19 protein-coding genes are annotated in these 21,251 nt (G+C 31.1%); 2 read left to right on the plus strand and 17 right to left on the minus strand.

The window, feature by feature from the left end; translation table 11 throughout:
* The first annotated feature begins 115 nt into the window (after window positions 1-115).
* The gene (locus tag ACO5J6_RS01665) at window positions 116-1,417 is read left to right on the plus strand and encodes a bifunctional folylpolyglutamate synthase/dihydrofolate synthase (RefSeq protein ID WP_485641620.1); all 1,302 of its coding nucleotides are present in this window, start codon (window positions 116-118) and stop codon (window positions 1,415-1,417) included.
* 15 nt (window positions 1,418-1,432) lie between these two features.
* Here the strand turns inward: ACO5J6_RS01665 and ACO5J6_RS01670 are convergent, their stop codons facing one another.
* The 3 genes from ACO5J6_RS01670 to era form a co-directional block, all read right to left on the minus strand.
* On the minus strand, window positions 1,433-2,062 hold the full coding sequence (locus ACO5J6_RS01670) for a hypothetical protein (protein WP_485641621.1): 630 nt from the start codon (window positions 2,060-2,062) through the stop codon (window positions 1,433-1,435).
* 215 nt (window positions 2,063-2,277) lie between these two features.
* Complete coding sequence (locus tag ACO5J6_RS01675) at window positions 2,278-2,874, minus strand: DUF4240 domain-containing protein (RefSeq protein ID WP_485641622.1); 597 nt, start codon at window positions 2,872-2,874, stop codon at window positions 2,278-2,280.
* A 217-nt stretch (window positions 2,875-3,091) separates the two neighbouring features.
* Entirely contained in the window at window positions 3,092-3,982 is an 891-nt protein-coding gene (gene era, locus ACO5J6_RS01680) for a GTPase Era (protein ID WP_485641623.1), read from the minus strand.
* Between the two features lie 185 nt (window positions 3,983-4,167).
* Between era and gltS the strand changes: the two genes are divergently transcribed.
* Window positions 4,168-5,388, plus strand: a complete 1,221-nt coding sequence (gene gltS / locus ACO5J6_RS01685) for a sodium/glutamate symporter (RefSeq protein WP_485641658.1) — start codon at window positions 4,168-4,170, stop codon at window positions 5,386-5,388.
* Between the two features lie 309 nt (window positions 5,389-5,697).
* On the opposite strand, the gene lplA is transcribed toward gltS, so the two are convergent.
* The 14 genes from lplA to ACO5J6_RS01755 all read right to left on the minus strand — a co-directional run bounded on the left by lplA (window position 5,698) and on the right by ACO5J6_RS01755 (window position 21,229).
* Window positions 5,698-6,693, minus strand: coding sequence for a lipoate--protein ligase (gene lplA / locus ACO5J6_RS01690; RefSeq protein WP_485641624.1), 996 nt, complete (start codon window positions 6,691-6,693; stop codon window positions 5,698-5,700).
* A gap of 36 nt (window positions 6,694-6,729) precedes the next feature.
* Entirely contained in the window at window positions 6,730-8,487 is a 1,758-nt protein-coding gene (lpdA, locus tag ACO5J6_RS01695) for a dihydrolipoyl dehydrogenase (RefSeq protein WP_485641625.1), read from the minus strand.
* 20 nt (window positions 8,488-8,507) lie between these two features.
* The gene (locus ACO5J6_RS01700; protein ID WP_485641626.1) at window positions 8,508-9,539 is read right to left on the minus strand and encodes a dihydrolipoamide acetyltransferase; all 1,032 of its coding nucleotides are present in this window, start codon (window positions 9,537-9,539) and stop codon (window positions 8,508-8,510) included.
* 14 nt (window positions 9,540-9,553) lie between these two features.
* Window positions 9,554-10,552, minus strand: coding sequence for an alpha-ketoacid dehydrogenase subunit beta (locus tag ACO5J6_RS01705; RefSeq protein ID WP_485641627.1), 999 nt, complete (start codon window positions 10,550-10,552; stop codon window positions 9,554-9,556).
* A 283-nt stretch (window positions 10,553-10,835) separates the two neighbouring features.
* On the minus strand, window positions 10,836-11,801 hold the full coding sequence (locus ACO5J6_RS01710; RefSeq protein WP_485641628.1) for a thiamine pyrophosphate-dependent dehydrogenase E1 component subunit alpha: 966 nt from the start codon (window positions 11,799-11,801) through the stop codon (window positions 10,836-10,838).
* A 253-nt stretch (window positions 11,802-12,054) separates the two neighbouring features.
* Window positions 12,055-12,324 (minus strand): 30S ribosomal protein S16, encoded by a 270-nt coding sequence (rpsP, locus tag ACO5J6_RS01715; RefSeq protein WP_485641629.1) that lies wholly within the window; start codon window positions 12,322-12,324, stop codon window positions 12,055-12,057.
* A gap of 197 nt (window positions 12,325-12,521) precedes the next feature.
* Window positions 12,522-13,358, minus strand: a complete 837-nt coding sequence (locus ACO5J6_RS01720) for a hypothetical protein (protein ID WP_485641630.1) — start codon at window positions 13,356-13,358, stop codon at window positions 12,522-12,524.
* 32 nt (window positions 13,359-13,390) lie between these two features.
* Window positions 13,391-15,973 carry a DUF2339 domain-containing protein gene (locus ACO5J6_RS01725; RefSeq protein ID WP_485641631.1) on the minus strand — a complete coding sequence of 861 codons (2,583 nt, stop codon included), beginning with the start codon at window positions 15,971-15,973 and terminating at the stop codon, window positions 13,391-13,393.
* 35 nt (window positions 15,974-16,008) lie between these two features.
* The gene (locus ACO5J6_RS01730; RefSeq protein WP_485641632.1) at window positions 16,009-16,557 is read right to left on the minus strand and encodes a hypothetical protein; all 549 of its coding nucleotides are present in this window, start codon (window positions 16,555-16,557) and stop codon (window positions 16,009-16,011) included.
* 325 nt (window positions 16,558-16,882) lie between these two features.
* On the minus strand, window positions 16,883-17,389 hold the full coding sequence (locus tag ACO5J6_RS01735; protein ID WP_485641633.1) for a flavodoxin family protein: 507 nt from the start codon (window positions 17,387-17,389) through the stop codon (window positions 16,883-16,885).
* Between the two features lie 4 nt (window positions 17,390-17,393).
* Window positions 17,394-18,638 (minus strand): radical SAM protein, encoded by a 1,245-nt coding sequence (locus ACO5J6_RS01740; RefSeq protein WP_485641634.1) that lies wholly within the window; start codon window positions 18,636-18,638, stop codon window positions 17,394-17,396.
* 10 nt (window positions 18,639-18,648) lie between these two features.
* Entirely contained in the window at window positions 18,649-19,431 is a 783-nt protein-coding gene (locus tag ACO5J6_RS01745; RefSeq protein WP_485641635.1) for a HugZ family heme oxygenase, read from the minus strand.
* 46 nt (window positions 19,432-19,477) lie between these two features.
* Window positions 19,478-20,293 carry an energy transducer TonB gene (locus ACO5J6_RS01750; protein ID WP_485641637.1) on the minus strand — a complete coding sequence of 272 codons (816 nt, stop codon included), beginning with the start codon at window positions 20,291-20,293 and terminating at the stop codon, window positions 19,478-19,480.
* A 51-nt stretch (window positions 20,294-20,344) separates the two neighbouring features.
* Window positions 20,345-21,229, minus strand: a complete 885-nt coding sequence (locus ACO5J6_RS01755; RefSeq protein WP_485641638.1) for an ABC transporter substrate-binding protein — start codon at window positions 21,227-21,229, stop codon at window positions 20,345-20,347.
* Window positions 21,230-21,251: the final 22 nt, after the last annotated feature.

The following is a 21,251-nucleotide window of genomic DNA, read 5'->3' on the forward strand; positions in this document are numbered from 1 at the left end:
AATTATAACTATAATAATTCATAAACCCATTTTATATAAATTCGATATTGTTAAAATACATCATTTAATGATATAATCTGACTGAAAATCGGTATACAAAGAAAGCGGGAAACAAATGAAAATTGATGATATCCTAAAAGAAATTTTTAATCTCAGAACAAACAGAAGACGTGAGAATATTGATGATTTAAAATTAATTTATGAACTGTTGGGAAGTCCCTGCAAAAATTGTAAAATTATACATATCGCAGGAACAAACGGAAAAGGTTCCACAGCTTCCATTACTGAAAATATACTTCTTTCAGCCGGCTATAATGTCTGTAAATTTACATCGCCTCACATTTTAAAATATAATGAAAGAATAGTTTCAGATAAAACTATGATTTCTGACGAAGAAATCATAAAAAATTATAATATAATCAAAAAAACTGTAAATGATTATAAGAATGGTAATTGTAAAGATATAATCAGCAATCGTATAGAAATTCAGCTTAATTTTTTTGAAATAACTACATTTATTGCCCTTTTATTCTTTGAAAGTCAAAAGCCTGACTTTGTTATTATGGAAACAGGTTTAGGGGGCAGACTGGATGCTACGAATATCTTAAATTCCGATATTTCAGTAATTACAAATATTACTTTTGACCATATGAACATTTTAGGAAATACTTTGCAGCAGATTGCCTATGAAAAAGCAGGAATTATAAAAAAAGACGAACTTTGTATTTTTTCGGATAATCTGCCTGATTTGAAAAAAGAAATAGATAAAAGAACTAAAAATTCAGTTAATGTCATTGAGAAATATAAAAATATGAATATAAAATTGGATAAAAAAAATTATAGAACTGTTATAACCATTGAAGATACAAAGTTTACACTACCTCTATTCGGAAAATTTCAGGCATATAATTTTCTGCTTGCTTATGAAATAGCAAAAATTTATGCTATTGATAATAATATCATTCAAAAAGGGCTTAATAATATTTACTGGCCTGCAAGATTTGAATTTTTCTCAATGAATCCCGCTGTTATATTGGATGCAGCACATAATGAAGACTCTATAAAAAAACTTACTGAAAATCTTCAGGAACTTTATAAAAAAAATGAAGTAATTTTGATTACTTCATTATTAGATACAAAAGATTTTTCATCAGTTTTTTTTCAGCTTGAAAATATTACTGATAAAATATTTATCACTTCCCTAAAAAATATAGTCTATGGACTTTCAGCAGAAGAAATAAAGGAAAAAATGCAGTCCCTGAATATTCCCACTGAGAATATTATTTTTGAAGATAATATTTCCATTGCCTATAAAAAAGCATTGTGTTTTCTAAATGACAAAACTTCAGGATATAAAGTGATTGTTATATGCGGCTCTTTTTATGAGATTTCCGAATTCAGAAAAATGATAAAATAATAGGATTAGACGGGATTAATCATATATTTTCTCCATAAATTCAAAAACATCTTCCAGCACAATCCATTTATTTTGCTTTTTTTCAACAGAAATTTTAATTTCCGTATCTAAAGTACGACGAGCTTTCGATACTTCTTCCTCAAAAGTCTGTAATATAATTTTAACACTTTCCATTACATATTTCATTTTTTCTTTTTCTGACTCTATCATCTGAACCTGTTCAATAGTTAGACCTGTCTTTTTTTTAAAGTTTTCCTCTGCTTTTTTAAAAATTCTGTTTTCATCCTTATCAATATCGGGATATTTTACTTTCAATTTTACATTTGCTTCAGTTTCTGAAATATATTCTATTTCCTTAATTTCAAATTCACTATTTCTCATAGCCACATTCATTATGCCTCTGAGCATAGCCAATATTACTGTATCTTCTTCTGTACCATTGAAATTTATGTCAAAAATTTCATTTAAAATCTCCTTTCGGGATAAATATTTTATTTTTTCTTTCACAGCTTTTTCTATTTGGACACTGTTCTCCTTTGTATACTTTTGAGAAACCTTCGCTTTTGGTTTTACAGTAACTTTATAAGGTTCTCCGATTATTACCATTGATGATAAAATAAACAATATTACTAATAATTTTCTCATTACGATCTCCCTTTTCATAACCCATTTTTAATTAATTATATCACATAAAAGAACAATTTTTAATTTTATTTTTTATTCTTTAAAACATATTGATTTTAGCTAATCATATTATATAAAACTGAAAATAGCCTGAAAATTTCAGATAAAAATAAAAAGAAGCAGAAAATCATTTTTTATTCTACTTCTTTTAAATTCATTTTACAAAATTTTACTTTTTAATTTTCTCCAATGTAAAGTCTTTCAAACAGTTTAGGACACACTTTTTTCATTGATTTAGGTACTTTTTCGCACCATGTAAATTTTAATTTAGGATAATCGGTATCCTTGTATCCTATTTTTTCCTTATAACTGTCAAACTCATCCAAGTATTTTTCAAATACTTCTTCAAATTCTCTAATATTATTCTTTTTGCCGAAAGCATCAACTGCAACAAAGAAAAAATCTTCATTTTCATAAAAGTCCTGTATATACTCTTCATCATCGAAGTTTTCTATATAATTTATCAAATTGTCAGGTTTTTTAACTACATCGTTATAAGTTTTTTCTCCTTGAGAAATAAGCCATAATCTGAAAAAGTCAAAACTATCTTCCCCCGTATCCCCATTTACGAGATATGAAGCACACCAAAGTTTTTCATTATAGGATTCTAACATTATTTCATCTACTGTTATGCCGAAACTGAATATTTCCTCATTTGTTTTGTCAGTCAGAATATCAGTCAGATAACTCATTGCTTCAAAATTATCCTCATATTTTTTTCTGGCATCATTGACGTATTCCCAAAAATTATTTCTTGTCATTTTTAACTCCATATCATGTTTTCTCCTCCTTTCCCTCAATTTATATGTATGCGGATTTTTGTTTTTTGTTATATGAAATAAGTCTGATGCGTATAAAAAATTGTTATATAAGTGTAATATCACGGTAAATTGTATATTTGACAAGTAAAAGTTTTTTATATTGTTATCTTATAATTGAATATTTTTTTATCTAATATATTATATCACATAAATTTAAAAAAACAATGCCTTATTTTTTCTTTATTTTATAGCCCATTTCATTGAGAAACTGTTGATTTTTTCTCCATTTTTTTTTCACTTTTACCCATAATTTTAAATTTACTTTCAAATCAATCAATGCTTCTATTTCTTTTCTCGCTTCTATTCCTATTTTTTTTAACAATGCCCCTTCTTTTCCTATTACTATTCCTTTTTGACTTTCCCTTTCCACGTATATATTAATATCATATTTTCTTATATCCTTTTTTGTTTCTACATTAATTATCTCGACTGCAACACTATGAGGTATCTCGTCTTTTGTATTATGCAGTATTTTTTCCCTCACTGTTTCCACGACTATTTTATTCACAGGTAAATCTGTATAATAATCTTCAGGATAAAACCATACATCATTAGAAAGGTATTTTTCAGCCGCTTCAAAAATCTTATGTATACCTATGGCATATTCAGCAGTCAATGTTATAATTTCCGCAAATTGACCCAATTTTTCTTTTATTTCAGATTTCTTTTCTTCTATTTCTTCATCATTCATTTTATCAATTTTATTTATAACAGCTATTACAGGAGTTTTCGTTTCTTTTATATGTTCGTTTACAAACATATCCCCTGTGGATATTTCTTTTGTTCCGTCAAGCATAAACATTATAAGGTCTACATTATTTAAAGTTTCGAGTGCAACTTCGGTCATATGTTCTCCGAGTAAATGTTTCGGTTTATGTATTCCCGGAGTATCTACAAAAATATACTGATTTTCTCCTATATTTACAATCCCTTTTATCTGATCCCTCGTAGTTCCTGCCTTATCGGATACAATCGCCACTTTTTCCTTTACAAGTTTATTCATTAATGTTGATTTTCCAACATTGGGTCTTCCCACAATAGCTATAAATCCTGATTTCATTTATATAATTCCTTTCTTTATTTACTTTGTTAAAAATAATATTTATGAATTTATTTAAAATTTTAAAATAAAAAGAAGATGTTGTCAAGTATAAATAATATTTGAACTTTTCTATCATATATAGTATAATTTTATAATACATTTTAAAAAAGGATGTGATTATAATATTTACTATTAAACTTGATATGATACAAGCTATGGGATTAGCTGTTATTCTTCTTATAATCGGAAGAAATTTAAGAAACAAAATATATTTTTTTGAAAAATACTGTATTCCCTCACCGGTAATCGGCGGAATGATTTTTTCAATATTTTCATTTATAACGAGACAGTTAAATGTTATGACTGTAGAATTTGATACTACTTTACAGACATTTTTTATGATAATGTTTTTTACAAGTGTAGGATTTAACGCCAGTATCAAAGTCCTAAGAAAAGGCGGGAAAAAGGTATTTATATTTCTTATTGTAGCCGCTGTTTTATGTGTATTTCAAAATGCCGTTGCGGTATTACTTTCGAGATTTGTAGGAATCCATCCATTGTTAGCAATGATGACGGGTTCCACTCCAATGACAGGAGGTCATGGAACTTCAGCTGCTATTGCACCGTCTGTTGAAAATCTCGGGATTAAAGGTGCAGGTGCTGTTGCTATTGCCTCTGCTACATATGGACTTCTTGTCGGGTCGATGCTTGGAGGTCCTATTGCAAACAGACTTATATTAAAACACAAATTACTTCCTGATTTGAAACTTTCCGACAAATCTTTGGAAAATGAAACTCCTAAAAACTATGAAGAAAATATTGATGAAAATCTCAAGAAAAAATTGCAGCCTGTTCTTGACGGCGACAGATTTTCCCGAGCTTTTTTTCAAATACTTATAGCAATGGGGATTGGATCATATTTATCATTACTTATAAATCGGCTTCTCCCTCATATGCATTTTCCCGTATATATTGGACCAATGATAGCTGCCGCTGTTATGAGAAATATTTCCGACAATACAGAATTGATTAATTCTCCTACTAAGGAAATAAGCATTTTGGAAGATGTAGCATTAAATCTGTTTCTTGCAATGGCTCTGATGTCATTGAAACTATGGGAATTAATAGATCTTGCAGGTCCGATGATTATTTTGCTTTTGGCTCAAACGGTGTTAATTTACTTTTATCTTAACTGGATCACTTTCAAGGCAATGGGGTCTGATTATGATGCGGCAGTAATAGTTTCAGGTCATTGCGGTTTTGGTCTTGGAGCCACTCCAAACGGTATTTCCAATATGAAATCTGTCTGCGAAAAATATCAATACTCAAAAATAGCATTTTTTGTAGTACCTATAGTAGGAGCATTGTTTATAGATTTTGTGAATGTAAGTATTATCACCACTTTTATAAGTTTTTTTAAATAAGAGATACAAGAATTTAGTAAAAAAATCAAAAAATACTATATTTACTTTATTTGATAGAGCTTTATTTATTAAAACAGTCATTAATTAGTGAGACCTTGCTTATAAAAAGCAATAATCTATCAAATTATTGAATTTACCAAGCTTTAATAATCAAGTCAGTTAAGATTGGAAACTTTCCTGAAATCCTATATAGATGACTTTTTCTAAAGCTTATTTCCTGTTTTATATTTAAAACTGTTCAAGAATTTGTAAATATAGTATTTTATATTTTTACTTAATTTATTCTTACTTTTAGTATTTTTTGAGTAATTATTCCACTATCGCTTCAACTATCTCATCCAATGTAAATCCTGCAAAATATTCTTTAATATCCACATCTTTCAGTCTTTCTCTTATATCTTCAGATGTATATTTTGCTCCGATAAGTTTTTCTTCAAAATCTGATAAATCTTCTTTCGTTCCGAAAAAATCTCCATAAATTTTAATATTTTTTATTTTGGAATTTACTACATCGGCAAAAATCTGAACTTTACCATGTGGAAATCTCTTTCCTCTTGTTATGTTATATTTAGGCGACTGACCATATACCCAGTCCCAGCTTCTATGTTTCTCTTCCGCATTTTTAGCAATTATTGCGAGTTCTTCTTCACTGAATTTATATTCTTTCATATCAGGGTAATGTTTTTTCATATATTCCATTATTTTGTCAGCAAACTCTTCCACTGTAATAGGATTTTTAAGATGAGGAAGTATATTTGTAACTCTGCTTCTGACAGATTTTACACCTTTGGATTCTATCTTATCCTTAGAAACTTTCAGGGCATCTCCCAAAGCACTGAAATCGACATTGAAAAGTATACATCCGTGATGCATTACTCTTCCTTTTATATATGCCTGTGCATTTCCACAGAACTTCTGTCCATCTATTTCCAAATCATTCCGTCCTGTAAAATCAGCTTTTACTCCCAGTTCTGCCAATGTTTCAATAATTGGAAGTGAAAACTCCTTAAAATTAAATCCGTTTCCTTTGTCCTTATTTGAAATAATCGTGTAATTCAGATTATTCAGGTCATGATAGACAGCTCCTCCCCCTGAAATCCTTCTCACAACATTAATTCCCTTTTTCTTTGTATATTCAGAATTTATTTCCTCAATGGTGTTCTGATATTTTCCTACGACTATTGTCGGTTCATTTATCCAAAGAAAAAATATTTCATCAAACTGTTTCAGATTTTTGAAGCAATATTCTTCTAAAGCTATATTGTAGGCAGGATTATTTGAACCCGTACTTTTAATATAAATCATTTTTTGTATGAAGCTCCTTCCTTTTTTTATTATCTCCTATTTCTTTTTAGGTAAGTGTATTGCTTCTCCTAACACATCTGCACAAGCTTCATAGAATGCTTCCGAGAATGTAGGGTGTCCGTGTATCGTTTTCAACACTTCATCTACAGTAATTTCCATTTCCATTAACGACGCAGCTTCGTTTATAATCTCAGCAGCAGACTGTCCTACAATATGTACTCCAAGTATTTCTCCATATTTTTTGTCAGCTATGACTTTGATAAATCCTGTAGTATCTCCTGAAGCCAATGCTCTTCCGTTACCTACAAATGCAAATTTACCAACATTTATATCATATTTTTCTTTTGCCTGTTCTTCTGTCAGTCCTACCATAGCCACTTCAGGTATTGTATAAATTGCCGCCGGTGTTGTTGCAAGTTTAGTTTCCTTATGATTTCCCAATACTGCGTTTTCAGCGGCAACTTCTCCCATTCTGTAAGCAGCATGAGCCAACATTTTTATTCCATTTATATCTCCCGGTGCATATATTCCTTTTACACTTGTTTCCATAAATTTGTCGACTTTTACTTTTCCTCTTTCCATTTCAAGGTCGATTTCTCCCAATGCTTCCAAGTCAGGAACTCTTCCTATTGACAATAAAGCTTTTTCAGCAATTATATCTTCTTTTCCTTCAACTTTGATTATGAGCTTATCGCCATTATCGACAATTTCATTAATTTTTGCAGATGTCAATATTTTCATTCCTTTTTTCTCTAACGCTTTTCTCAATGTTTCGGAAGCTTCCCTGTCAACTCCCGGAATTATTCTGTCCATCATTTCGACTACAGTAACTTCAGTTCCGAAAGATAAATAAGCCTGTCCTAATTCGACTCCTACTACTCCACCGCCGATTACTACAAGAGATTTAGGTAGCTCCTGCAAGTCAAGTATATCATCACTTGTAAGCACTTTTTTGCTTTCTATGCCCGGTATATTTACAGTTCCTACTTTAGACCCTCCTGCTAATATTATTTTGTCTGTTTTCAGAACTTTTTCTCCATTTACTACGACATTTTTATCTTTATCTATTTTTCCTACACCTTTAAAAATCTTCACGCTATTACTTTTCAGTAATCCCTGTACTCCGTTAGTCAATGTTTTGACTATTTCATTTTTAAGGCTGACTACTTTAGGCATATTTACTGTAAATTTTTCACTTTCCAGAACAATTCCTCTTTTTGCCGACATTTCTATACCTTCGATTATTTCAGTATTTTTAAGGAATGTTTTCGTAGGGATACAGCCTCTGTTCAGACATGTTCCTCCAAGTTCGCTTTTTTCAATAACAGCTACTTTTCCTCCTACTTGAGCGGCTCTTATCGCAGCAACATAACCGGCAGGCCCTCCTCCGATTACTACCACATCAAATTCATCTTCGCCTTTTTCAGTCTTAGCCGCAGGTTTTACTTCTTCCGATTTAGTTTCTTTAGGTGTTTCCGCTTTAACTTCAACTTTCTGAGGTGCATTTTCAGATACAGGAGCTGAACCTGATGAAGCACCTGTAGGAGCTGCTTCTCCCTCCGCACCTATATATCCGATGACTTCGGTAACGGGTACCGTTTCTCCGTCTCCTTTTACTATTTTTATCAAGTATCCTGATTCTTCCGCTTCCAGCTCCATACTTGTCTTGTCTGTCATAATTTCAAGCAGAATTTCTCCCGCTTCTACTTTATCGCCTTCTTTTTTATTCCATTTTATTATTTGCCCTTCAGTCATATCTATCCCGGCTTTAGGCATTATAATTTCAGTTGCCATTCAATTCACTTCCTTTTCGTCTATACTAACATTGATATAGGATTTTCCAATAATTTTTTCAAGTCCTGCATGAATTTTGCTCCCGCAAGTCCGTCCACGATTCTGTGGTCTATCGTCAGACAAAGAGTCATAATAGGTCTTATAGCGATTTCTCCGTTTACAACTACAGGTTTATCTACTGTTCCTGATACTCCCAATATGGCAGAGTTAGGCTGATTTATAATCGGATTAAAGCTTTGAACTCCGTACATTCCTAAATTACTTATAGTAAATGTACTTCCTGACTGCTCCGCAGGAGAAAGTTTCATTGCAAGTGCTTTAGATACTATTTCCTTAGAGTTTACAACCAATTCGGATAATGTCATTTTATCCGCATTCTGTATTACGGGAACAAGAAGTCCGTCATCCATTCCTACGGCTATCGCTAAACTCACATAGTTATGGAAGATAATCTGACTTCCGTCTTCCGATAAGCTCGAATTTATATATTTGTGTTTCATTAATGTTTTTATTACTGCAAATGATATTATATCGGTAATAGTAACTTTTTTACCCGTATTTTCAAGTATTGTATCTAAAATTTTTGCTCTCAGGGCTTTTATTTCAGTCATATCTATTTCATAGTTTAATGTAAATGTAGGAGCTGTAAAATAGCTTTCCGACATTCTTTTTGCGATTACTTTTCTCATAGGAGACATAGGTATTGTTTCCGTATCTCCTACAGCCTGTTCCTGTTTTACCGCTTTTGCTTCTTCTTTTTTTACAGGCTCTTGAGTTTCCTGAGATTTTCCGATTAATTTCATTATATCATCTCTCATTATTTTACCGTTATGACCGCTTCCGGTTACATTTTCCAAGTCAATACCGTAATCTGCAGCTATCTTGGCTGCGAGAGGTGATATGTGAATTCTTTTTTCATAACTGAAAACTTCCACGTCTTCTTTATGAACTCTGCCTTTAGCACCGCTGCCCTGGATTTTGAAAAGGTCTATTCCCAGTCTTTTCGCCAAACTTCTTGCAGCAGGTGTGGCTCTCAATTTTTCATTTTCCATATTTTCACCTTCTACTATTGTTTATTCATTACTTTGTGAATTGCGTCTACTATTTTTTCAACACTTGGTACTATTGCCGTTTCAAGTGTGTGATTATAAGGAACAGGAACATCTTCCGAAGCCAGCCTTACAATAGGACTGTCAAGAAAATCAAAAGCATCGCTTTCTGAAATCATTGCCGATATTTCCCCGATAAATCCGTTTGTCTTATGAGCATCATTGACAAGGATAACTCTGCCTGTTTTCTTTACGGAATTTAATATTAATTCCTTATCCAGAGGAATTAGAGTTCTCGGGTCGACAACTTCCACATTTATCCCTTCTTTTGCGACTTCTTCTGCGGCTTTCATCACTCTTTCAAGCATTCTTCCGTAAGTTACTATTGTAATATCAGTTCCTTCTCTTTTAATTTCTCCTTTTCCCAAAGGTATTAGAAAATCAGGGTCAAGAGGTACTTCCCCTTTCATATTGTATTGAGCCTTGTACTCAAGGAATATTACTGGATTATTATCTCTTATTGCTGATTTTAAAAGTCCTTTTACATCTGCCGGTGTTCCCGGTGCCACTACTTTCAGTCCGGGTATATGACAGAACCATGATTCCAATGACTGCGAGTGCTGAGCCGCCGAACCTACTCCTGAACCTGCGGCACATCTGAATGTTACAGGTATCTGTCCCTTTCCTCCAAACATATATCTTGTTTTTGCAGCCTGATTTACTATATTATCCATCATATACACTATAAAATCCATAAATGTTACGTCAACAATAGGTCTTAACCCTGTCATTGCTGCACCTATTGCTGTTCCCGATATGGCTGATTCTGAAATAGGAGTATCTTTTATCCTTTCGGGTCCAAACTCTTCGAGCATCCCTACTGATGTTCCAAAATCTCCCCCGAATATTCCGACATCTTCTCCCATTAAAAATACATTTTCATCTCTTCTCATTTCTTCAGACATTGCCGTTATGATTGCTTCTTTCACAGTCATTAACTTTGTGTTATCACTCATTTTTCTTTTCCTCCTACGTGATTTCTAAACTGTTTTTCATCTTTCTATATGATACTGAAATTATTCAGTAAGTTAGTATCCCGATAAATTTTCTGTTATAATCCAAATTTTGTATTTTTCATTTGACTTTTCAAACGAAACGTTGCCAAATAAAATTCTTTTTTATCAACTTTTCAGCTTTTATTTTCAAATAAAAATTTTACAGTCGATAATAAAAGTATTATAAAGCAATAATCTCTAATTCATTTATTGTATTATGTTTCATTATGATCCGTATACATAATTAGTCTGCGTAAATATCTTCAAAAGCTGATTCTATTGTAGGCTCAGGGCTATTTTTAGCAAATTCCACTGAAGCTTCGATTTTCTGTTTTGAAACTTCTTCAAGTTTATCCAGTTCTTCGTCAGTAGCTAATTTATTTTCAACCAGATATTTTCTAAATTTCAAAATAGGGTCTTTTTTCTTCCATTCATCAACTTCTTCTTTAGTTCTGTATTTTCCCGGATCCGAGCTCGAATGTCCGAACCATCTGTAAGTAATACTTTCGATTAATACAGGACCATTTCCTTTTCTCACATAGTCCACAGCTTTTTTAAATGTTTCATAAACAGCAAGGACATCATTTCCGTCTTCTATAAAGTATCCCGGTATTCCGTATGCAACTGCTCTTTCATATATATGTTCTATGTTCGTAACTTTTTTTATCGATGTACTTATTCCGTATCCGTTGTTTATGGAATAAAAAATAACTGGTACTTTCCAGACAGAAGCTAAATTCAATGCTTCATGAAAGCTTCCTTCGTTTGTAGCTCCGTCTCCGAAAAAGCATACTACGATTTTGCCTGTATTTTTTACTTTCTGAGTATATGCCGCTCCGACTGCTATTCCGTGTCCTCCGCCAACAATTCCGTTAGCTCCCAAATTACCGTTCTCCAAATCTGCAATATGCATTGAACCGCCTTTTCCTTTGCATGTTCCTGTAGCTTTTCCCATTATTTCAGCCATCATAGCATTCAGGTCTATTCCTTTTCCGATTACCTGACCGTGTCCTCTGTGATTGGATGTAATAAGGTCATCAGGATTTAAAGCTGACAATGCTCCTATATTTGCAGCTTCCTCACCGACAGACAAGTGCGTCATTCCCGGCACCATTCCTCTTTTTACAAGCTGGTTTACTTTTAAGTCAAAGTCTCTTATATCCAGCATTAATTCGTACATGTTCAACAATTTGCTTTTAGAAAGTTTCATAATCTTCCTCCAATATATTTTAACTAATTTTAAAACATTTTATTTATTATTTAATTTTTTAAATATAATAATTTTTTATATTATAAACTTAAATAACAAAATATTTTACTATACAATAATTCTACCACATATTTTTTATTAAAACAATAGTTTTTGCTTGTGAAAATAAGAATTTACCCATAAATTAAAAAAAGGCAGATTTATCAATACTGCCATTTTTCATTATAAATTTTTATTAATATGAAAATTTATTTTATTTCTTTTTATTTTCTTGAAATTTTGCCCATATTCCTGCTTTAGTTAAAATACTTTTTACAGTTTCTGTAGGCTGTGCACCATTAGAAAGAAATCTCAATATTTCCTCTTCTTTCAATACTACCTGCTTGTCATTTTCTGCCAAAGGGTTATATGTTCCCAAGTATGCTATTGCTTTACCGTCTCTTTTTGATAATGCTTCCATAGCTGCTATTCTGTAGAAAGGAACTTTTTTTCTTCCTAATCTTGTCAGTCTTAATTTTACCATTTTAAATTTACCTCCGAAATTGTTTTATATTTTTTCTTTTCTATTTATAGATTTATATCTTATAAATTATTATGAAATTATTATATAAAATCTCTATAATTTTGTCAAGTATTTTTTCCTTACAAAGTTGGAAAAATTACTTTTTCACAGGAAATTCCATTTCAAAATTCATCTCAATCTTTATATTTCTCAATTTTCTATTTTTTAATTATTTTTTTGGCTGTAAATCCAATCAGTATCATCACTACAACTCCTATAAATACGTTGTAATAAAAGGTATAATCCTGTATCTTAGGTTTTTCAGTCTTTTCAACTTTCTTCACTCTGTTTATTTCTCCAATTGTAACAAGGTTTCTTTCTTTTATCATCTCACTGAACTGTGCTATGTCATATTCGGGCTTATCAAGGCTGTCATCGCCGAATGTTATTTTATAACTTTCTCCATTTTCATCTTTGAATACTATCCTGTCAGGAACATAAATTCCTTTTATACTTTTTATTTTTAAAGGTGTGTTGTCTCTATTCCGTATTTCAATGATTGCTATATCTTTTTCCTGAATATTATCAAAATTTACAGTAAGATTTTTCTTATTTCCAACTTTCATCAAAGTTCCTTCACTGAGATAATTTTCATCTTTATCTTTTACAAAATAATCTCTTTTAAATTCGCCGTCTATATCAAAGACAATCTTTTTCAACGGAAGAAACTTACTGTTTATTTTTAAAACAGTTGTTTTATCTTTCTGCTCCGTACTGTAAGTTATATTTATTTCTACTGTATTAAATTTTCCTATTTTGCTGCTTTTTTCATTTTCAATGACATAAGGTATCTCTTTTCCATTTTTATCAATTATTCTTATATCATCAAGATTTTTTCTGCTGTTAGCATAAATATCCTCTGTTATATAAAACTCCTTATAAGCAGACTTTCCTGTTACTTTTATTTCTTTAAAATACTCATAAGAAAAAAGCTGAAAAACTGATATTATAAACAGACCTATTGTCAATTTATCAAATATATTTATTCTTTTCATTGCTTCTCCATTTTACAAATTTATTAAGATTTTTATTCTTCTTTTTTATCTTTTTTATTTTCTTTATCTTCTCCTTTTTCTGTAAAAGTTTTATTATCAATATTTTTAGATTCCTGTTCCAGCTTTTTTAATGCGGTTTGATAAATATATGAAGTTCCTATAAGAATAGCTCCCATACTAAAATAAGCTATCAATCTGTATGAAGTAGCAAATTCGACAAAATCTACGAAGAAACTTTTCATTACAAAAAATATCCCTATTCCTAATCCTATTCTTCTTATATTTCTGTTCGGCACTTTAAACCCTTTCCATACAAGATATCCGCACATCAGAAGCCCTATTGTATTTATACCAAGTCCTGCCCATTCAAATCTGAGGCTGTATTTTAAAATAATATATGAAACAACGAGTATATAAATACTTTCTCCAAATATCCATTTGACATTTTTTTCATTTCTTTTGAAAATCCAGAAATGAATATCATTTCTTGCTGTCATAAACAGAAAAATATTTATGAAAATCAATAGTATTTCTGCTTTTGAATGTTTTATTTCCGTGAGAAAATAAGTTTCGGATGTGAAAAAATCCCAAAAAACATTCAGTAAATTTATATTTATCAGATATACTATTTCTATAATCGCGAGAAAAGCCAAACTTGCTTTATCCTGTAACTTCTTGACTTTATAAGTAACTTCTCTTACTATCAGTACTGTAACAAATGCAGAAATCAGCATAAGTTTATAATACTCACCGTTTTTCAGCTCCGTCATAATTTTATAAATTATTCTGTTTATAAAGCCTATAGAATAAAGAAATACACAGTATTTGACTAAAGGAGCATAAATTTTTACAGACTTTTTGTAACTTTTTTTCATAAGGAAATAAACTGTAAAAGAGAAAAATATTATCATTAAATCCTGAATATATACAAGAAAAAATTTTTCTTCTCTTACTGCAAAGTTACTGAATAAAGTAATTATGTAAATCACTATTGTTCCATATTTAAGCTCCGTACTATTATATTTTTTGTATATCAGATAAAGGAACACTGTTTCGAGACCCCATGCCAGCACCAGATATTCCGTTGAAACTATAAGCGGTATAATCAGTATAAAGCAGCCAAGAGCTACAATATAAAAGATTTTTGCAACTTTGTTTTCTTTAAGTCTATCTCCGATAAATCCGTATATTATTCCTACTCCTCCGACTAAGACTGTCTTCATCCATGATGGAGTTGTTTCATCAAACAGACTGTATATGAGCGAAAATTTCATTACCAGATTTAAACTCAAAAACATATAGTCCGTAAAATCACTGTCTCTATTTTCCTTTTTATGCGAATTTAGAAAAATATAACTGTATGCTGTTGTCAATATGACAATATAAAAAAATGCAGTCAGCTTGTCATGCATTTTATCATTTAAATAATAAACAAGACCCGCCATATTAAATATTCCTATCATAAATCCGAGTATTTTATTGTATACCCAGTCTTTTTTCCATGAAATGCCTAAGACTATTCCCTGTAAAATAATGGAATATGCAAGAATATAATATATCTGGATATTTGTCCTGTTGATCCAGATATATGTACCGTAAGGGAGATAACCTCCTATCATCGCCAATATCCCTATTATCTGGCTATTATATCTGAATGCAAGAACTATTACCAGACCTGTAAGTATTACTGATATAATCAGTCCCACTGTCATCGGGAAAAGTTCCAGATATAGCGTAGACAGGAGTGTCGTCAAATAGAGAATTCCTATTCCTCCGCCTATCAGTCCTACAGCAAAATGTCTTTTTTTCTTCTGATAAAACTTTTCACCTGCAAAAAGAAAAATCATTCCCAGTAAATATGAAGAGCCGCTTTTTACATAATTATTGGCTAAAATTTTGATAAAATGCGTTCTGAATACAAGAAAAACTCCCAGAAATATTGATATTATTCCTAAAAAATTAAATCCTTTCAGCCCTACGAGTTTTTCAAATATAAATCTTGTTTTCTCTTTTTCAAAAAGAAAATCTCCTTCTTTGGCTTCCATTTCTTCTACTATCTTATTGTGAAAAATAGATGTCTGTTCCTGAAGATATTCTTTTTTTTCAGTTACTTTTTCAGCACTTTTTTCCATAAAATCCTTGATATTTTTTGTCAGCTCTTTCAGTTCATTATTCAAATGTGCAGCATCTTTGTAAAAATCTCCCATCAAGTCTTTTTCCAAACCTTTTATTTTTTCTGTCAGCCAATTATTATAGTCTACAAGCCTTTTTGTCATCTTTTCTTCCAGTTCTACATTTACTTTTTCAGCTGCAAACAGTTGAAATTTTTTTACTTCGCCCATTCTTCGTACTTTTTTTGTTTCTCTTAATTCTTCCATTAAGACAGTATTACTATTTTTAAGATCTTTCAGCTCTTTTTCCTGTAATTCCAGTTTTTTTCCGAGAGATTTTAAAATATTTTCGAGTTTAGCTTTTTCCTCAAGAAGTTCATTTTCCCTATTTATTTCGACGTCATTTTTCATTTCAGTTATTATGGAACTTATTTCCAAATTCAGTTTTTTAATTTCTTTGTACTTATTTTCAAGATTTTCCAGTTCCTTTTTCTTATCAATCATATAATCCCGCTCCTTTTTTATCATAGCCGTTTTTACTATTCTTCCGTTGCTTTCTCCAATATCTCAATTATGTTAAAATTTTTATCAGAACTATTATTTTTATCAAGAATAACAATCTTTTTTAATTTACTGTCAAATCCAAAATATAATTTATCATATCTTTCGCCTTTAAGGTCGGTATAGTTTTTTATATAAAATATATTTTTTTGTTTATCAGGATAAATTATATATCTTTTCAGTTTACCTTCTTTTTCTCCTTTTGCAATTTGCTCTTTGGAATAAGGTTGATTTATATATTTTATTCTTTTACGTGAATGACAGTAACATTCAAAAACAAAATCCGGTTTCCACTGTATCAGATATTTTTGATTATTTTCCTGTATAATCTGAAAATTGTGTTTTCCGCTTTCTTCGTCAAATACCTTGTCCGAATTTGCACTGAACCACGAAACTTTTTTCGGATTTCCCGATAAATTTTTTTCCATTTCATCATTTGGGATAAACCCACTTTCAAATGAAATATTCTTTTGTCCAAATATTGTTATTCCTGTTAGAAATACAAGCAATAAAATCAATTTTTTCATATTTTTTCCTTTCTTCATATTTATAACTTTATTTTTTATTCTATTTATTATAAATTTTACCTTAAATTTTATAAATTTTCAACTCTAATTTACAAACAACGAAAAATTATTAACTTTTTATAATTTTATGATTTTTTTGATAATCCTGTATATATGATTCTCTATTTTTATTTCTGATAAAAATAAAAAAGGAATACTGCAATATTCCTTTTTTATTATATGTTCCCTATATGTCTTTGTTATTTACTAAATTATTTTAACATATCTCCAAAAAAAAATCAAACAAAAAATCTATAAATATAATTAATTTAATATTTATTTTTAATCAAAATCCTTCAAAAACCTTTTTTGCATTTTTAAAATCTTCTTCATTTGGATGTTTTGCGGCTTCAGCCCATTTCTTTTCATTTTCGGGAGTAGGAGCATGATGTCCCGGCATATTCATCTTTCGGAATTTGTCAAGAAGTTTAGGATCTATGGCTCCTCTGCATATAAATTCTCTCTCTACCTTATTATTATTTTCTTCTAAAAATGTTTTTACTTTTGCCATACATTTTTTTGCATGTTCAGAATCGGGCTTTGCTCCCAGTGTTCCAAAAGCTCCCACAGTTTTATCCCTTACTTCGGACATAAATTTTTTCATTCTTTCATCTGCATCGCCTTTGTCTACCCAATAACCGAATATTATTTTATCAAATTTTTTATAATATTCGGAATTTTCTATTTCTGCAACATTTTTTATTTCTTTTTCTTCTTCGATTACTTCAAATATGGCTTTTGCCACTTTTTCAGTGTTTCCTGTCATTGTGGAATATACTACTAATGTACTCATATTTCTAACCTCCCAGACATAATTTTATAAACTCGCTGTCCATATTATTTCCCCAAAATACTCCGTCAACAGTTATTTCATAACGGTCATTATATAACTTTATATATTTTTTACTTTCAAACAGTTTAAACAGTTCATACAATTTATGAAATATTTCTTCCGATATATATTTTTTTACTTCTGAAAAATAGACTACGGGATATTGAAAAATTCCGCTCAAAATTTTTAATTTTCTCTCTTCTTCACTTGACATCATAAGAAACTGTCTTTCTTGATTCATTCTAAACATATCAATATTCCCGAGCTTTCCTCCGGCTCCCACTCCTATGGGCAATGTATCCGTTCCTGCATTGAGAAGCTTGATATATTTATATTTATCCCTATTTTTTCTTACTATTTTTGTATGTTCCAGTATTTCATAATCATTTGTGGAAAGGAGCCTTTTCAGAAAAGCATCGTGTAATTTTTTATCCGTTTCCAGTTTGTAATTAAGCTCCAATCTATTTTCCCTTATATCTTCAGACATTTTTGAGCCTTCATATATCATAAGAGAATAAAAGCTTGCACTATCCAATTCAAGATCTATAATGATATCAGCATCTTCCGTTACCTCTTCCACTGTTTCATCAGGATAATTATAAATTATGTCTATACAGACCAGTCCGTTAAAAGTTTCTTTCACTCTTTTCAGTCTTTTTATCGTTTCTTCTTTAGTGTATGTCCTGTTCAGTGTATCTCTTCCTTTCGGAGAAAATGACTGAATACCGATACTCAGTCTGTTTACTCCGTTTTCCTGTAAAATCTGTATCTTCCTGTCATTGAGATTATGCAATGTCGTTTCAAAAGTAAATTCATAATCATCAGTAAATTTGTAATTTGCCTTTATACTTTGAAGAATTTTTTCTAACTGATGTTCACGTAATATTGTAGGTGTTCCTCCCCCAAAAAATATGGCGTCCAGCTTTTTACTTTTCATATAGCTTGTTTTTCCATATCTTTCAAATTCATTAATCAGAAAAGCCGTATAATCTTCAAGGTCATTATCCAGCTGTTTTCTGTTGAGATTACAGAAAGAGCATATTTTATCACAGTAAGGAATATGCACATACATTACACCTTTTTCCTCTTCAGCTTCTGCCAAAAGAAGTTTTTCCATTTCCACAGGCGGAACAGGTCTTTTCATATGACCGAAATGTTTAGCTATTATACCGCCTACATCATGATGTGATTTAAAACGCTCACTAAACATATATCTCTCCTTATTCTCCGTCATTTTCGTAAATATGTCCGTCTTGAGTTACATGATTCATTTCTCCATTTTCAGTTATATCATAGGCTTTCCCAATTCCTTTAATATATCTTCCGCTTTTAAAAGTCAGTTTCACAAGATAAAAATCTTTCATAGTACGTGTCATTTTTATTATGCTGTCTTTTTTTTCAAATTCATCCAAAATCTCTTCAAACTGGGAATCTCTTTCCAAAAATTCAGCAACTGCTTTAAATCTCGCTCTTACCCTTGCCGAAATCATTTTCGCCTTTGCTTCGTCTTCTACAAACAGCACTTCAAGTTTCCCGTTATTTTTCAGATTGTCAAAATGATCCCCTGTTGTGCTTATAAAAATATAATTATCTCCTCTAAATCTCAAATAAGGTGCATAAGTAACATTAGGTTCTCCTTTTTCAGTTACTGTTCCGAGTATTACCGACTTAAATTCCCTTATAAAATCATTCAGCTCTATTTTCAATTCTTCTTCTTTTAAATGATTTTTATCCTTATATCTTTCAGGAGCCGGAATTCCCAGTTCTTTTCTTGCTATTTTTGCCATTTTCACCATTTCCAGATGCATTCCCTGAAAATCGGTTCTTTTTATAAAATTCACTTTCACAATTTCATTTCCGTTTATACGGATTGTCATTCCTTCTTCGTCTACATCTATCAGTCTTGCTTCTTTTACATCATCTCTTTTATTAAAATGACGCACGTATAAAGCAAGCACCTCATTATGGTCTTCATTCATATGATTTAAAATTCTGTCTTTCATCTTTTCACCTTATCCTTTATTATTATGTATTTTATTTTTCCCCAACTTATCGCGGATTAAATCTGAAAGGTTTTGTTATGGTGCATTTCAGTGTTTCAGGATTTTTTATCTTTACTCTTATTCCGCTTGCAGCTCTTCTGGCTTCATCCCGAAATATATTGTTTCCTCCGGATACTCCTATAATGGAAACACTTCCGTTACTGTTAAAATTCAGCTTTACGTTTATCACAACGGTATTTCTCAATCCCAGTCTTTCAGCAGCAACAGGATACTGTAAATTAGGATTATAAGTTACGGTAAAGTCTATCCCTTCACGACACACATTAGTAACTTTTTCTTTTCCCCCGTCATTATTATTTCCGGCATCTTTACTGCTGTTATTGTGCTGCCTGTTACTATTTCCGTTGGTACTGGCTCCGTTATCCGTTACTTTCCCCGCATCTCCCGAGCTTGTATTTTTGTCAGAAACCGAATTTCCCGATGACAGCTGCCCGTCATTATTAGATTGATGATTATTGTTATTATTGACTGCTGTCTGTCTGTTTTCAGCAGGACTGACTATATTTCTATTTTCAGTTTTTTGAGTTTTTTTTACCGTTTCAATATTTTTTTTAATATCACTGTTTTCAGTTATTCTGTTAATATCCTGTATTATTTTGGATTTACTGCTGTTTATTTCCTTATTTTTCTGTTCCGGATCTTCCTGCCCCGTATTTATTGCATTATCATTATTTTCAAAAGACATATTTTGCAGATTTACGGTTATTACTTCCTGCTTTTCTTCCGTATCTTTCAGTAGAGTAAAGATTGGTATAAACAAAATACCGATATTTAAAATTATTGAAATAATATAAAATTTCATTGCTGTTCCCCTGTTCCGAAATAAATCCCCTCTTTTATTTTTTTAGAATTACTAATTTTTTTGAGTTTTTTCATATACTTCCGCAATATGGTCTATTATTCTTGGAGAACCTCTCAAAACCTGATTGGAATCAAGAACAATAAATTTTTTATTTTTTATTGCGTCTACGTCTTTTATCTGAGGATTTGCCTTGACAATTTCATCAGGATTTTTTACTAATGTCAGAATAACGTCAGGGTTTTCCTTTATCAGATATTCAGGTGTCAAAATAGGACTGTTTCCCGGCATATTGTCCGCAATATTTTTTATATTGAGCAATTTCATAATATCATCAGGCAAAGTATCCTTGCCAAATATTCTCATAGGAGCAGCCGACAGTATAAACACTCCTTTTTTCTCCTTTGTTTCCAACTTTTTGATTTTTTCAAGCTTTTCCCTTTTTTCTGCAATTATTTTTTCAGCTTCTTTTTCTTTGCCGAGCATTTTTCCTATCTCTCTAAAATTAGCAAAAATTTCTTCTATTGTATTTGCCCCAACATTTTTAAGTTCAATATTATTAGATTTCATAAGATTTTCAAAGCCTTCGGGAGCGTAAAAAGTGGAAGCTATTACCAAATCAGGCTTTAGAGAAAGTACTTTTTCTACTGAAACATTTGTAAAAGTTCCTACACTTTCAAGTTTGTCTGTTTTATCTTCGGGCCATATTTTTGACCTTTGGAGCTTTGTGATTCCTACAATTTTATCTTCAGCACCGAGCAGATATATCATTTCAACTACAGCAGGATCCATAACCACTATCCTTTTATATTTACTTTCTCCCTGCGGGCTTTCTTTACTGTCATTATTCTTTTTCGAGCAGGATATTATCATTAAAGACATCAATAAAACAAAGAAAAGAAAACTCTTTTTCATCACTTCGTTTTTTATAAATTTCATAAGAAGTTCCTCCTTATCAGCT

This window comes from Pseudoleptotrichia sp., from assembly GCF_057270515.1.

Bases quoted from the DNA above. Each gene is read 5' to 3' on its own strand.
- ACO5J6_RS01665 (WP_485641620.1), top strand. From the start codon at position 116: ATGAAAATTGATGATATCCTAAAAGAAATTTTTAATCTCAGAACAAAC.
- ACO5J6_RS01670 (WP_485641621.1), bottom strand. From the start codon at position 2,062: ATGAGAAAATTATTAGTAATATTGTTTATTTTATCATCAATGGTAATA.
- ACO5J6_RS01675 (WP_485641622.1), bottom strand. From the start codon at position 2,874: ATGGAGTTAAAAATGACAAGAAATAATTTTTGGGAATACGTCAATGAT.
- era (WP_485641623.1), bottom strand. From the start codon at position 3,982: ATGAAATCAGGATTTATAGCTATTGTGGGAAGACCCAATGTTGGAAAA.
- gltS (WP_485641658.1), top strand. From the start codon at position 4,168: ATGATACAAGCTATGGGATTAGCTGTTATTCTTCTTATAATCGGAAGA.
- lplA (WP_485641624.1), bottom strand. From the start codon at position 6,693: ATGATTTATATTAAAAGTACGGGTTCAAATAATCCTGCCTACAATATA.
- lpdA (WP_485641625.1), bottom strand. From the start codon at position 8,487: ATGGCAACTGAAATTATAATGCCTAAAGCCGGGATAGATATGACTGAA.
- ACO5J6_RS01700 (WP_485641626.1), bottom strand. From the start codon at position 9,539: ATGGAAAATGAAAAATTGAGAGCCACACCTGCTGCAAGAAGTTTGGCG.
- ACO5J6_RS01705 (WP_485641627.1), bottom strand. From the start codon at position 10,552: ATGAGTGATAACACAAAGTTAATGACTGTGAAAGAAGCAATCATAACG.
- ACO5J6_RS01710 (WP_485641628.1), bottom strand. From the start codon at position 11,801: ATGAAACTTTCTAAAAGCAAATTGTTGAACATGTACGAATTAATGCTG.
- rpsP (WP_485641629.1), bottom strand. From the start codon at position 12,324: ATGGTAAAATTAAGACTGACAAGATTAGGAAGAAAAAAAGTTCCTTTC.
- ACO5J6_RS01720 (WP_485641630.1), bottom strand. From the start codon at position 13,358: ATGAAAAGAATAAATATATTTGATAAATTGACAATAGGTCTGTTTATA.
- ACO5J6_RS01725 (WP_485641631.1), bottom strand. From the start codon at position 15,973: ATGATTGATAAGAAAAAGGAACTGGAAAATCTTGAAAATAAGTACAAA.
- ACO5J6_RS01730 (WP_485641632.1), bottom strand. From the start codon at position 16,557: ATGAAAAAATTGATTTTATTGCTTGTATTTCTAACAGGAATAACAATA.
- ACO5J6_RS01735 (WP_485641633.1), bottom strand. From the start codon at position 17,389: ATGAGTACATTAGTAGTATATTCCACAATGACAGGAAACACTGAAAAA.
- ACO5J6_RS01740 (WP_485641634.1), bottom strand. From the start codon at position 18,638: ATGTTTAGTGAGCGTTTTAAATCACATCATGATGTAGGCGGTATAATA.
- ACO5J6_RS01745 (WP_485641635.1), bottom strand. From the start codon at position 19,431: ATGAAAGACAGAATTTTAAATCATATGAATGAAGACCATAATGAGGTG.
- ACO5J6_RS01750 (WP_485641637.1), bottom strand. From the start codon at position 20,293: ATGAAATTTTATATTATTTCAATAATTTTAAATATCGGTATTTTGTTT.
- ACO5J6_RS01755 (WP_485641638.1), bottom strand. From the start codon at position 21,229: ATGAAATTTATAAAAAACGAAGTGATGAAAAAGAGTTTTCTTTTCTTT.